At 58.5% G+C, this 14,593-nt stretch carries 3 protein-coding genes and 1 tRNA gene; 1 reads left to right on the top strand and 3 read right to left on the bottom strand.

Going from position 1 to position 14,593, the window contains the following annotated elements; genetic code table 11:
• Positions 1-19 precede the first annotated feature (19 nt).
• From A4E33_RS05780 to A4E33_RS05770, 3 genes are all read right to left on the bottom strand, one after another.
• Entirely contained in the window at positions 20-9,595 is a 9,576-nt protein-coding gene (locus tag A4E33_RS05780; RefSeq protein WP_292346740.1) for a PAS domain S-box protein, read from the bottom strand.
• A 181-nt stretch (positions 9,596-9,776) separates the two neighbouring features.
• Positions 9,777-12,656, bottom strand: coding sequence for a PAS domain S-box protein (locus A4E33_RS05775; protein ID WP_292346739.1), 2,880 nt, complete (start codon positions 12,654-12,656; stop codon positions 9,777-9,779).
• A 209-nt stretch (positions 12,657-12,865) separates the two neighbouring features.
• A tRNA-Lys gene (locus tag A4E33_RS05770) sits at positions 12,866-12,939 on the bottom strand.
• A 167-nt stretch (positions 12,940-13,106) separates the two neighbouring features.
• On the opposite strand from A4E33_RS05770, the gene A4E33_RS05765 reads away from it, so the two are divergent.
• Positions 13,107-14,576: a DHH family phosphoesterase gene (locus A4E33_RS05765; protein WP_292346738.1), complete on the top strand. Its 1,470-nt coding sequence runs from the start codon at positions 13,107-13,109 to the stop codon at positions 14,574-14,576.
• Positions 14,577-14,593 lie beyond the last annotated feature (17 nt).

The following is a 14,593-nucleotide window of genomic DNA, read 5'->3' as shown; positions in this document are numbered from 1 at the left end:
ACTTCACGCGTGCGGCGGTTCAGGATCTCTTCCTGAACGCCCCCTTTGGCACAACGATCTCGAACCGGGCCCCCTTGCCTTCCTTCCCGGATTCGTGGATCGTGATGCCGGTGATTGCCAGGATCTCCCGGGCAAGGAAGAGGCCGAACCCCGTGTTCTTCCCGTATCCTTTCTCGAAGATCTTCCTTTTCTCGTCAAGCGGGATCCCGACTCCGTTGTCGGCAAACGTGACAAGCAGTTCATCCCCCTGCTGTTTACACCCGGCTGTGATCAGAGTGACATGCTCACCATACTTCATCGCGTTGTCGAACAGATTGTAAAAGACCCGGCCGATCATCGGGTCGGCAAATACTTCATAGGTATCGCAGGAGCACCGGAGCCGGACGTTCCCGGGCCGTGCTTTGCGTATCACGTCGCCGAGATTGAACCATGCCGGTGCGTGAACCCCCAGTTCCTGGTACTGCTTCGTGAACTCGATCTGGCGCTGGATCGTCACCACCGCAGCCTCGATCTTGGCAAGGAAATCCTTCACAACCGGGTCAGGTTCTTTCATTGCCGCCAGCTGCGTATAGCCGTGCACGACCGTGAGCTGGTTGGCGACATCGTGCCGGGTGATGCTGGAGAGCAGGTTGAGCTTCCGGTTGGCCTCCCGGATAGCGGACTCCGACCGCTTATGCTCGGAGATATCGACGAACGATTCGACAAGAACGTCCCTGTTACCCATGGTTACCTGCACGACAGTCTTCAGGACCGGCAATCTCGTTCCGTCCGCCGTTATCAGGATCCGTTCCGATGTATCCACCGTTTGTTTACAGTCAGTAACCGGGCATTTTCCCTCATCAGCAGGGCAGATGAACCGGTGACAGACCGAACCGGTCACCGATTCAGCGGGAAGAGCGAGGAGGTCAAGTGCCTTTTTGTTGGCTTCGAGGATGCGGTGAGTATCCGCATCAACGATAATGATGCCGGTCTGGGCGGTATCCAGGATCGTGCGGGCCCATTCCTCGCTCTGGCGGAGCGCGTTCTCGGCATTGATGCGCTCGGTGATATCCTCGAGAGTTTCCACTGCGCCGATGATTGTCCCCATCTCGTCCCGTACCGGGGCAGCAGTGAACGAGAGCCATTTACCGGAAGTACCCATGTGCGGGAAGAAATCAGTTGCGGTATAGGCACCCTCAACATATCGTGACTTTGCGAACTTCCCCGCATACCATGTATCGATTTTTTCGATATCCTGGTCGACCAGCAGGTCTGCAAGAACCGGGCGTTTTTCCGCATAGAACGCACGCCACTGCATGTCCGTTCCGATAATGTCATCTGCCCGGATGCCGCTGTACTCTTCGAGCGCACGGTTCCATGAAATGACCCGGTGGCCACGGTCGATGACGAACTGGAGGACCGGTGAACCATGCAGGATTGAACTGAGGCGGCTCTCGCTCTCCCGGAGTGCCTGTTCGGCCATGCCGGTCTGGATAACCTGCGATGCTGTAGTGGCCATATCGGCGAGATCATCCATTATCTCCGGCAGTACCGGCAACCTGCTGAAGAAGGCAAGGACGCCGATCGGCTTTCCATCCGCTGAGACCAGCCGGAAACCGGCAAAGGAAACAAGCCCGAGGGAAGCTGCCCAGGGATGATTATGGACACGGGGATCGCGGGTGACATCGTTGGTGATGAACTGTGATTCCTGCCCCGTGGCAATCCTCCCGATCTTGTACGCCCCGAACGGCACCCTGCGATGATCCCCGTCAGTATGGGTGTACCTCCCGGAGCTCACGATGAGGTGAAGGCATTTCGTGCGGTCCCTGCAGATATGAGGCCCTTTTGTCACGTCCGCATGGATGCATCCCCGGCTGCACAGATCCCCGGGCCCCGAGATCCAGATCCGTGCAAAGTCGGCACCGAAAATATCAACGAATGCATCCGTGATTCTTTTCAGTTTTTCCTCAGGGGGTGCGGTCCGGAGCAAATCCTGCTTGAGCGCGCTGATGCGGGCGGTCCGTTCGGCAGCGTCATGGCGGGCGGTGATATCCCGGGCTGCTGCGAAGATCAGGCTGCCCATCGGCAGGGATCGCCACTCGATCCACCGGTAGGTCCCGTCCTTATGACGGAACCGGTTCGTAAAATTGAGGACATTCTTCTGTCCTCTGAGATCCGCTACTGCTGACAGGGTGGTAGGAAGGTCATCCGGGTGGACGAAGTCGAGGAACCGGTGGCCTTCCAGTTCGCCAAGGGTGTACCCCAGCGTCTTCTCCCATTCCGGGTTCAGGCGGCGGAAATGCCCGTCGGTATCCGCGATACAGAACAGGTCGAGGCTCGCCGAGAAGAACCGGTTGAGCTCCTCGGTCTTCTCGCGCAGGGCCTCCTCGGTCTTCGTCCGCTCCGTGATATCCCGGTCGATCCCGCGGTATCCCTGGAAACGGCCGTCATCGGCTGTCCGGACTGTACCGCTTGTCTCAAGGATGACAACCGAACCATCTTTTCTCAGGGCCCTGTTCACCAGCCCCGCTATCGGGAGACCGCTCCGGACAAGCAGATTGAACTCGGCAGAGATCCGTTCAGCCTCGTCGGGAGGCATGAGTTCAAAGGGAGTCTTCCCGATAAGTTCACCGGGTTCGTACCCGAGAATCCGGCTGACCTGGGGGCTGACATACGTGTATTTTCCTGTGGTATCAACCTCCCAGATGAAATCGCTGGTGGTCTCGACCAGTGTCCGGAACTTCTCCTCGCTCTCGCGCAGCGCATCCTGTGCAGCCTTTTCATCGGTGATGTCCCGGATCGTCCCCGCGACAATCCGGCTGCCGCGGTGATCCGATATATATATTGACTTGTCCTCGTACCAACGGTATGCGCCATCGTTCCTGCGTACACGGAACCGGTCTGCCTGGATGTCCGTGCCGGTTCCGGCATGCTCCCGTATGTGGCTCAGAAGTGTCCCGAGATCGTCAGGATGGATGTAATTGGCAAAGTTCTGCCCGATCATCTCATCGGGCCGGTACCCGAGTTGCGTCTCCGTCTGGGGGCTGATATACAGGATCGTTCCGTCGGTGCCCAGCGAATAGATAATATCGCGGTTGACTTCCACCAGCGTACGGAATTTCTCCTCGCTCTCGCGAAGACTTTCCTCGGCTTTCACTTGTGCAGTGATGTCACGGAAGGTGACATACGAAGCCGGTCGCCCGTTCCATGTCGTGGGGGATGTCATGACGTCGACATCGATGGGTGTCCCGTCGAGCTTCAGGAACTGTTCGCGGAGAAGACCGAGGGGTTTTTCGGCAGATTCCTGTATCCGCTTCGCGATCGTTTCTCTGAATGCCGGGGCGATGATGCTGATGGCAGGTTTTCCGATAAAAACCTCCGGGTCCTCGGAACCGAGAAGCATTGCTCCCGTGCGGTTGACATAGACGACGGCGCCGTCCTGGTGGATGGCGATGCCGTCAAACGATGACTCGACCAGCGTGCGGTATTTCTCCTCGCTCTGCTGCAGGGCATTCCGGATATTCCTGTGCTCAGTGATGTCTGTTGCAATGCTGAGGATAACCGGTTCTCCACCCCAGGTTGTCATCATGGCATTGATGAGGAGAGGGATTTGGGACCGGTCTTTCCGGAAATGCTGTGTCTCGAACGATGCCGATCCCCGTTCACGCAGCTCGCGGATACGGTCATTGATCAGTCTCTCGCTCTCCGGCACATCCAGATCATGGAGGTTGATCCGGTAGAATTCGTCCTTCGTATATCCGTGATATTCAAAGGTTTTCTGGTTCGCATACAGGAACCTGCCCTCCGCATCATGGACGGTGACCGACGCGGGTATCAGATCAAGGAGCCCGGCAAGGATCCGGTGCTGCTCTTCGCTTGCCTGCAGTGCACGTTCCGTCTGCTTTATCTCCGTGATATCCCGGCCTTCGGGAATCAGGTAGCGGATCCTGCCATCCGGGTCCACGACCGGTTTTACCGAGAAATCAATGTACGCAAGGTGCCCGTCTGCTGCCGGGTGGGTTGCCTCGAACCGCACGGTCTCGCCGGATGCAGCCCGCCTGATGGCATCTTTGAGTTTTTCCCGGAGTTCTTCTGAATGCGCCCACCACGGAGTCTCCCAGAACGGCCGGTTGACAACATCGGGTTCGGAGGCCCCGATGAGTGCAAGTGCGGCCCGGTTTACATGGATCAGGGTACCGTCAGGGGTCATCAGGCCGATCAGCTGGAAGGACTGGTCGATGACTGCCCGGAACCTGGCTTCGCTCTCACGCAGCGCATGTTCCGCATTCCTGCGTTCCGTGATGTCTCGGCTGAACGTGATAAAACGACCCCCGTGCGTGCCGGTGTAAAGAACACTGACCTCGGTATCGACAATCCTGCCATCCTTCCGCCGCCACTGTGTTTCGAACCGGTCATATCCTTTTCTGAGGATAGTCCCCATATGGCGGGAGGTATCTTCATCAGTCTCCCTGGCTTCCACGTCACGGAGTGAAAGGGCAAGTGCCTCATCGCGGGAGTATCCGAGCGATCTGCAGAAAGCCTCGTTGACATCGATGATCGCCCCGTCCATGCCGATGATACAGAACCCGTCCATGGCTGTCTGCAGGAGGGTCTGGTAATCTTCGGCACTTGTTTTCAGGGCGTCCTGGATTTTCTGCCGGTCACTGATGTCCCGGCATAGAGTCAGGATGTGGACAGACCCTTCTGAACGGAGAACCGTTGCATTGATCTCGATCGGGATGATTGTGCCGTCCCTGCCCGCATAATCGATCTCGAAATTCCGGATGAACCCGTCGCGCAGGCACTGCCGGACCGCTTCTGCATTTCTCTCCTTTTCATGTTCCGCTGTCCATTCGATCACGTTCCTGCCGGTGATCTCTTCAAGGCGCGAATGGCCGGTCAGGCGCACGTACTCGGGATTTGCATCAAGCACGTGTCCGTCCTGGTCGATGATGACGTAACCGGTTCCGGTAGTCTCGATAAGGGTACGGTATTTCTCCTCATCCTGCCGGAGGGCATCTTCAGCTTTCTTCCGTTCGGTGATATCCTCGACGACTTCGATAAATCTCGTTGCCTTTCCCTCATCATCCGGCAGGGGGATTGCATGGATGCGGGCATGGAACCTTGTTCCGTCATCCCGTACTCCTTCGGTTTCCACCACCTCACAGACACCTGTGGCCATGGCCTTCGTTCCGGGACAATGCGCGCAGACGGTATCGCGCTTCTCGAACTCCCGGTAGCAGTACCGCCCCGGCCATAATCTTTCATCCGTCTGGAACATCTGCCCCTGGGCGGTATTCGACATAACGATCCGGTGATCTGCATCGATCAGCGTGATGCCGAAGGGAATATTCTCGACGAGCAGGCGGTATTTCTTCTCGCTTGCACGGAGGGCATCTTCCGCCCGCCTGCGTTCGGTAATATCGGTGAACATCCCGAACGATCCGAGGAACTCTCCCGACGGGGAAAAGAGCGGTGTTGCGGAGGTCAGGCACCAGATGATCGAACTGTCTTTCCTGACCCACCCGCGCTCGTAACGGCCGGGAATCCCCTGCGGCCTCCGGGAGAGCTCCAGTTTCACCGACTCTGCCTCATCCGAAGGAACGAAATCCCAGACCGGGCGCCCCCTCATCTCCTCTTCGGTATAACCAAACAACTCCTGCATTTTCCGGTTGGCAGAGACGGTCCTGAATCCGGCATCGACAATCCAGATACCCTCTTCTGCCGTCTCGAAGACCGTCCGGTACTTCCGCTCGCTCTCGGCAAGCGCAGCCTCGGCCTGCCTGCGGCGGGTGATATCCCGGAACACCACAAGGACTGCCGATCCCCCCTGGAACTGGATCGGTGAGGCGGTCACCTCGACATTGAAGGGTTCCCCATTGAGCCGGAGGAGACGCTCTTCCTTGAGCGGTACTGTCCGGCCCTCTTCATACAGCAGGCGGAAATCTTCCCTCGCCATAGCGCGGTCGTCAGGGTGGATGAAGGGTAAAATGTCCCTGCCCACAACCTCCTCCTGTGTTGTTGCCCCGACAAGACGGAGAGCCTCCGGGTTGGCAAAGAGGATCTTATCCCTGCTGTGGACAACCACGGCAACCGGTGAGAGTTCAACAAGGGAACGGTAGCGCTCCTCGCTCTCAAGGATTGCCGCTTCCATCTTCTTTCTGCCCGTGATATCCGAAAGGACGCCGGAAAATACGAGCTCGTCCCCGCGGGAAACCGGCGTGGATCTCCCCTCAAACCAGATGATCTCCCCCGATGCCCTGATAAAGCGCCCTTCGAAGTGCCAGTCAGCCCTCTGCCCGACCGCTTCATCAATCGAGGCAAGGAAACGCTCCCGGTCATCCGGGTGGACACCGTCAGTGAAGGCGGAGAAGAAGTTATCCAAATCCGGTTCGAGACCGAAGATCTCCCGTGCATGGCTGCCGGCATAGTACAATCCCCTGCTGCCGTCCGGGCGGGCAAAGAACTGGAAGACAACCCCCGGCACGTTGGAGGCGATCTCCTCGAGCTGCCTGCGGCGGGCGCTGATCTCTGCTTCCGCAGAGGCAAGGGAGTCGTACTGCTCTCGGAGTTCCTCCTCGCTTGCGGTGAGCTGCTCGTATGCTTCCCGGAGCGCCATCTCGGTCTTTTTGCGGGCGGTGATATCCACGAACGTGGCAATCATTTCACCGGGCCTGGTCTGGAAAGCGGTCACCGCGAAGGCCCCGCGGATCTGCTGGCCGTCGTAGGTGATCTGGTCCGTCTGCCAGGTTCCGCCCTCAGCGGCAATCCTGCGGTAATGTGCCGGGATCTCTGTTGTGACAAGACTGGGAAACGCCGTCTCGATGGTTTTTCCGATGAACCGGGTATGGTCGACACCAAGGATCCGGTCAGCACCGGGATTGGCACCCCGGAACATAAGCGACCCGTCCGCTTCGAGCGAGTAAAAGTGCATGCCGACCGGTGCATTCTCAATGACGTTCCGGAACTTCGCTTCGCTCTCCTGTTTTATCTCCTCGGCACGCCTCCGCTTGAGATTCTCCCAGAGCCCCTGCACAAGAAGGAGCAGTTCGTTCACATCAGTCTCTGTATACCCGCTCTCCTTGTTCGCGACTCCTGCCACGAGCACGATGTGATCGTTGTCGATGACCGGGACATTCATGTGCCGGACGATATGCGGGTGCCCTTCGGGATATCCTTTCTTGGCCGGGTTCGGGGCAGCATAATCGTTCGTGATGACGGGGCGCCGCTGCCGCACGGCCTCGCCCCAGAGCCCGGTCTTCTCGACCTGGTAGACGATCGGTTTTGTCACCATCGAACATTCGGCCATGGCGTTCTTTGACCATGCATACATGGAAAGCTCGGTCTCATCATCGTTCAGGAAGGCCAGGTACCCGAGCGGGCTTCCGGTGACGATCCCCGCCCCCTCGATGGCATACGCGATAAGTTCCTTCTCGCTCTTCTGTGCAAACTCATAGAACCCGAGCATGTACTTAAGACGCGCCTCGCTGAGCCGGACCCGTTTCTCGCTCAGGGCAAGTTCCTCGTACTGCGCCCGGAGTTCCTCGCCCGTTGCAGCGAGCTGTTCGTTCGCGGCCTGGAGTTCATCGGCAGCCTTCTTCCTCTCCGTGATATCGAGAAGGGAGGCAACACTCTTTTTCGTGCCGGGGATGATGTCGATGGAGAGGAGGATGTGCCGGATTTCTCCGGAACGGCTGACAAACCGGAACTCGTACTGTTTCAGGGCAACGGCTGTATCTGTCCGTCTCCCGCGGTGCCGGGCAAGCATCCGCTCGCGATCTTCCGGAACAACGAACTCCGTCCATTTCTTCTTATTCTCGATCTCTTCCTGCGTGTAACCGCTCAGGCGGCAGAATTCGCTGTTGACAAGGCTGATGGTTGTATCGTCCTCAATCATCAGCATGGCGGTCCCGGTAGTCTCAAAGACGGTCCGGTACTTCTGTTCGCTCTCGCGGATCCGCTGCCCGCTCGCGGCCAGCTCGTTGTACTGCTCTTTCAGTTCCTCCTCGTTTGCAGTCAGCTGCTCGTAGGCAGCCCGGAGCTCCTCCTCCGCTTTTTTCCGGGCCGTGATGTCATGGAACGTTCCTTCAACACCGGTTACCTTTCCTTCATGATCATAGGCAAGGTGGCTGCTGACCTCGACAAATACCGGCGTCCCGTCTTTTTTCCTTAACCGGATTTCATAGCCGGTCACCCTGCCGTTCCGCCGGATCTCGTCAAGGAGCGGTTTCCGGTCGGACGGGTTCAGGTAGAAGTCATCCGCGATGCTGCGCCCGATACATTCGGCGATGTCATCGTATCCGAGGAGTGTCGCCAGCGAACGGCTTGCCCTGACGAGCCGCCCCTCCATGTTGCTGAAGTAATAAATATCCTGGATCTGGTCGAGCAGGCTGGTATACTCCCTGTTTGCAGAGATCAGCCTCTCCTCTGCCTTTTTCCGTTCGGTGATATCCTCGATAACACCCCGTAAGCCGGCAATCCTGCCATCACGATATACAGGCGAGGAAAAGATGGAGACCGGAAACAGGGTGCCGTCTTTTCGCACCGCGAGATACTCCAGACCCGCCCCTCCGTGGTCTCCTGTTGCGGTCAACCGGGAAAAAACCGCAGCAGCGCGTTCCCGGTCCACGGGTGCAATGACGTTCAGGGCGTAGACTCCCGTTTCGATTTCCTCTGCCGTATACCCGAACATCTCCAGTGCCAGCCGGTTGGCATAGGTTATCAGTCCGTCGTTATCCGCCTCGTAGATTCCCTGTGGGAGCAGGTCGGCCAGTTCGCGGAACCGCCGCTCGCTCTCGTTGAGCGCGGTCTCTGCCCGCTTCCTCTCGGTGATCTCACGGATCGACTCGATAGCTCCTGCAACGGTTCCCTTCCGGTCATAGAGGGGAGATGCGGTGAACCAGAGTGCCGCGCCCTTCCCGTCATTGAAGTGCGGGATCGTAATCTCGGAGATGAGTGTCTTCCCCTCGCGTTTCACGAACGGGTATTTCTTCGCAATTTCGGGGCTGTCATTGAGGACAAGGTCGATGAGCAGGGGCCGGCGCTCGTGATAGAACGGCAGCGCGTATTCGTAATCTCCTTTCCCGAGCACGTCCTCCGACCTGACACCCGTCATGCGTTCCATTGCCCGGTTCCAGGCAATGACAACACCGGCGGTATCGATGGCAAAGGTCGCATCCGGGAGGAAGTTGATGATATCCGACAGCCGCTTCTCTGACTCCGAGAGGGCAGCCTCCGCCCGCCTCCGCGTTACGGCCTGCCGTACCTTGTGGGCAAGCTCGGCGAACTGGGCTTTGGGATCCCCCCCTTTCTGCAGGTAGAAGTCAACGCCGTTGTTGATGGCCTCGATGACCACCTCTTCCCTGCCCCTGCCGGTGAAAAGGATGAACGGGATATTCCCGTACGATTTCCGGACCTTCTTCAGCAGCTCGATGCCGTTCATCTCCGGCATCTGGTAATCGGAGACCACGGCATCGAATTCCTGTCCGGCAAGAAACCGCAGCCCCTCATTTCCGGAGATGGCTGTGGTGACCCTGAACTCCCCGTCACTTTCCAGAAAAAGCTGGCCAAGGTCCAGCAGTCCCTGTTCATCGTCAACGTAGAGGAGAGAGTACATAACGGACCCTGGTGCAGGCCAGCTGCGCCTGCTGATGAGTGGCAATTGATTTGGAAATAAATCAACCTTGCGCACACGAACTCATAAAAGAACGGCGAAATGTTGTTTTTATCAATATCCGGGTTAATATATTGTCAAAATTACCGGATCCGGCCGCGTCCCCGGAAATTCCGGGTCCGGCTCACGGGATGGACCGGAACGCCCCGTGCGGGACCGTCATCTCGAACTGAACGCCCTTTCCCGGCTCACCGTTCTCGGTGATGGTAATGCCGGTGATCGCGAGGATCTCCCGGGAGAGGAAGAGGCCTAGGCCGGTATGCTTGCCGAACCCTTTCCGGAAGAGCATCTTCTTGTCCTCTGCGGAGATCCCGGTGCCGTTGTCCCGGTACGTGATGACAAGCCCTTCTGCCGACGCCCGAGATGTAAAGGACATCTGCGTCACCCGCTCCCCGTGCCGGAGGGAATTCTCCATGAGGTTGAAGAATACTTTCACGATCAGGGGATCGGCAAAGACCTCCACGTCGCCGACCTCTATCTTCAGGCCGATGGACGCGGGAATGCTGAGCTGGCCGGCCGCCTCGCGGATGACCTCTGCCGCGTTCTGCCATTTCGGGGCATTCACCCCGATATCCTGGTAGAATTTCGTGAACTCGATCTGCCGCTGGATAGCCCCGGCAGCCAGGTCGCCCTTCTGGAGATAATCTTCGAATTTCGTTCCTTTGAGATCCTCGCGGGACAGTTCAAGGAACGTGCGCAGGCCCATGATCTGGTTCAGGATATCGTGGCGGGTGATGGAGGAGAGCATGTTCAGCTTGGTGAGGGCGGTTTTCAGGGCATCCTCCATCTTCTTCCGTTCCGTAATGTCCCTGATGATCCCTTCCTTCCCGAGATACCTGCCGTCCCTGTCATGGTGCATGTGGCCGCTGATCGATGCCCAGAAAACGGACCCGTCCTTTTTCTTCAGCTCCGCCTCCCAGTCCCGGACAAAACCGCCCTGTTTTCGCATGGTTTCGATCATCTGTATCCGTGCAGCCGGATCGCTCCAGATATCTGCGGCATGCAGCCCGATCATCTCTTTTGCGGAATCATACCCGAACATCGGGCCGGCTGAAGGGCTGACCATGACAAGCCGGCTCTCCCCGTCGAAACGGAAATAGACGTCCTCGATCGTCTCGATGATGGTCCGGTACCGCTCCTCGCTCTCGCGCAGGGCGTCCTCGGCCTGCCGCAGGGGCGTGATGTCATGGATCACTCCTTCGACGCCAAGGATTGTTCCCTTGGCGTCACGGAAGAAATGACTGCTCACGGTGACGTGCCGGATCGAGCCGTCGCTGACCCTGAGATCCAGCGGGAACGCATAGACCGCGCCGCTCTCCTGCAGGGCTGCAATCAGCTTTTCCCGGTCAGCAGGATTTGCATACACCATGGAGACCGGCTTCCCGATAAGCTGGTCCAGCGAATCGTATCCCGCAAGTTTTGCCGCTGACGGGGAAAGCATCGTGATCCTGCCTTCCGTATCGGTCCGGTAAAAGATATCCTGGATTTCGTTGATAATGGTGCGGTACTTCTCTTCGCTCTCCTGGAGCGCCCGCTCGGCCTCTTTTCTCGGGGTGATGTCCCGGATGATCGCCCACATTCCCTGCGGGCTTTTATCGTCTCCCGTGATGAGGGCCGTCCGGAGCTCCACGGGAACGATAGTCCCGTCCCTGCGCCGGTACTCTTTTTCGTAAATATCCGAATATCCCCTTGTCATCACCTGCGTCCGGAGGATCTCTGCTTCGGCAGCCTGCCACCGTTCCGGTGTCAGGTCCTGGTAGGAGAGCCTGAAAATCTCGTCATGGGTATACCCGATCAGCCTCTCGAATGCCGTGTTGAAGTTGGTGATCCTGCCGTCAAGATCGACACTGGCGAAGGCATCGCGCATCCCTTCGTACAGCTGCCGGTAGCGCTGCTCGGTCCCGGCAAGGGCCGCCTGTATCCTCTTCTGCTCCGTGATATCTTCGTGCACCGTGATCCAGACCTTTCCATAGACCGGGTGAATGTATGTCGAGACGATGGCATGGCAATAGAACAGCTCCCCGTCTTTCTTCCGGTTCCTGATCTCCCCGGCCCAGATACTGTACTTGTCAAGTTTTTCTTCGATCTCCTCTGCAATCGCTTCCGGAGTTCTCCCGTCGGGAGCATTGAGCACCGATACCGGCTGCCCGATCAGTTCCCCTTCGGGGTAGCCGAAGAGCTGGCTGAACCGCGTGTTGGTAAAAACGATCCTGCCGTCGGAAGCGCGGATGAGCGCCACCCCTTCTGCCATGTTCTGCAGGATCTCGGAATGCAGGAGGAGTTCGATCTCCACCTGCTTGCGCTCCGTGATATCCCGTGCGACATGGATACTGCCGATAAGGTTCCCGTTCTCGTCATGCAGGGGCGAGACGGTGACAAGGAAGTCCCCGCCGAGTTTTTCTTCATGGATCTCCGCTGCATGCTCTTTTCCGTCTTTGAGGAGCAGCGCGTGGGGGCAGTTACCGGGAATCGTTCCTGAGGCATGGACCGTCTCATAGCACAACCTGCCGGCAGCCTCCCCGGGGTTCATCCCGAGGCTGTCTGCCATGGCCTTGTTGACGCGGAGGATCCGGTGGTCTGTTCCTATGATGGCTATCAGGTCGGGAACCCCGTTGAAGGTGTTCTCCCATTCCTGTTGTGCCCGGACCAGCGCCTGTTCCCTTGCTGCGACCCGTTCGGAGAGAAAGGAGATGATGAGGGCGATGAAAACGAAGATGACACAGCGTGCCGCTGCCGACACAATATCAGCTGTCGCCCCGGGCCGGACGAGGATCACCATCAGGAAATAGGCGGCGGATACCACAAGGGCGAAGACGGTACCGCGCCGCGGATAGAAGAATGCCGCAATGATGATCGGAACATAGAAGAGGTGCGGGATCACGATCGATATCCCGTAAAGGAGCCCCCAGAAGTTGGCTGCAAAGGAGATGGCGAGGGTCAGTGCAACCAGGAATGGTACTGCAGAGGGATTTGAACGCAGCAGGGAAACCAGAGACACTTTCATGGCTGACCGTCCGGGTTACGGGGAGTGTTGTCCTGAAAACCGTGTTTGCATGCGGAATTTATAAAGTACCGGGACGGGACATCAGAGAACCTGATGATCATCCGCCACCGGTATGGTCCCAGTCCCATGAACCAGGCAGGGGAAAAGCCGGCACAACAGGAGCGACAGGATAATTCGCAACATCAGAAAAGGAAACGAATCGCTGTAAACGGGCCTGAAGGGATTTGAACCCTTGACCTGCGGATTAAGAGTCCGCCGCTATGCCGAACTAAGCTACAGACCCGCTGTGTTAGGCCTTATAGTGTGGTCGATGATGCCGAATAAAGGTTGCGGAAAAACACTACGAAAATCCCCCGGGTTCCCGGGTCCGTATCCGAAAAACGCGAGGGCAGTTCCCGTGCAGTACCGGGAGGAATTCCTTAATTATCCGGAAGGCAACATCATCAGTACATGGCGCAGGAAGCCCCGATCGGACCGGGACCGGTAAAATATGCGATTTTCGGGTGCGGGACGAACGGGTACAACATCATCCTCGAGCTTGCCAGGGAGCACGAGCGCGTGATCGTTGCCGACCGGGACGAGACCCGCGTCCGCCACCTCCGCGACCAGAAGTTCGAGGCGTACCAGCGCGACATCACCTCATCCGACATGCTTGCCGGCCTCCCGCAGTTCGACATCGCGTTCGTCATGACCGGCGATGGAGACGCGAACCTTGCGGCAGTCCTTACGATCAAAAAGCGCCTCCCATCAGTGCAGGTGGTGGCACGATCCGTCGATCCGGTAAACGGCCAGAAACTGACCGCGGCCGGCGCCGATTCCGTCATCTACCCTCAGGAAGTGGTGGCACGGCAGGCTGTCCTGCAGGTGAAGAAGCAGCACGCGAGCCGGATCTCCCAGCGCCTCTTCTCGCTGCTTGCCGGATGGGAGGGAACGCTGGGGATCATCACCCATAACAACCCCGACCCGGACGCGATTGCGTCGGCCGTGGCGCTTGCGGAGATCGCACGGGCCGCGAACCCGAAAACGCTTGCCACCCGGATCTTTTACGATGGGACTATCGGCCACCAGGAGAACCGGACGTTCGTGAACCTGCTGGACATCAAGATGGAACACCTCACGCCCGAGGCTCTCTCACAGTGCAGCCACCTGGCGATGGTTGACTGCCCGGGCCCCGGCTCGAACAACGATGTCCCGCCGCAGACACGGATCGACATTGTCATCGACCACCACCGGGACGGAAAACACCCGGCGGCCGGAGGGAGTTTTTCCGATATCCGCCCGGGAGCAGGTTCGACAGCGAGCATCCTGACCCAGTACCTGCAGGAGCTCGATGTGCCGGTGGATAAACGGGTAGCGACTGCCCTCCTCTACGGGATCCGGACGGACACGCGGGAGTTCCGTCGCAACGTTACGCCGCAGGATCTCGGCTATGCGGGGTTCCTGCTCCCGCTGACCGATGCCGGCCTCCTGGACAAGATCATGTCCCCGTCGATGTCGCAGGAGACGCTGGACGTGATCGGTACTGCCATCACGAAGCGGCGGATCCAGAGCGGGTACCTGTTTGCGAACGTGGGGTACGTGATGAACCGCGATGCCCTGCCGCAGGCAGCCGACATCCTCATCACGCTCGAGGGCGTGAACACGGCGCTCGTGTACGGTATCACCGACACCGCCATCGTGATCTCGGCCCGGAACCGCGATGTCCGGCTCCACATCGGCAACGCCCTTTCGGAAGCGTTCGGGGAGATGGGGGATGCCGGCGGCCACCCGAACATGGCGGCAGCCACCCTCCCGCTCCACTACTTCGGGAAGGTGGAGGACAAGGCCCGGCTGCTGGAGATCGTCATCGAGCCGGTGCTCAGGAAGTTCCGCGATCTTGTCGGGCTCGAGAACGAAGGGAAGAAGAATGGCAGTCCGTAACCGGCAGTTCCGCGGCC

Origin of the sequence: Methanoregula sp. PtaB.Bin085 (assembly GCF_002067035.1) — an archaeon.
Lineage (GTDB): Archaea > Halobacteriota > Methanomicrobia > Methanomicrobiales > Methanospirillaceae > Methanoregula.
This window is presented reverse-complemented; position numbering and strand designations above follow the sequence as displayed.

Bases quoted from the DNA above. Each gene is read 5' to 3' on its own strand.
- A4E33_RS05780 (WP_292346740.1), bottom strand. From the start codon at position 9,595: ATGTACTCTCTCCTCTACGTTGACGATGAACAGGGACTGCTGGACCTT.
- A4E33_RS05775 (WP_292346739.1), bottom strand. From the start codon at position 12,656: ATGAAAGTGTCTCTGGTTTCCCTGCTGCGTTCAAATCCCTCTGCAGTA.
- A4E33_RS05765 (WP_292346738.1), top strand. From the start codon at position 13,107: ATGGCGCAGGAAGCCCCGATCGGACCGGGACCGGTAAAATATGCGATT.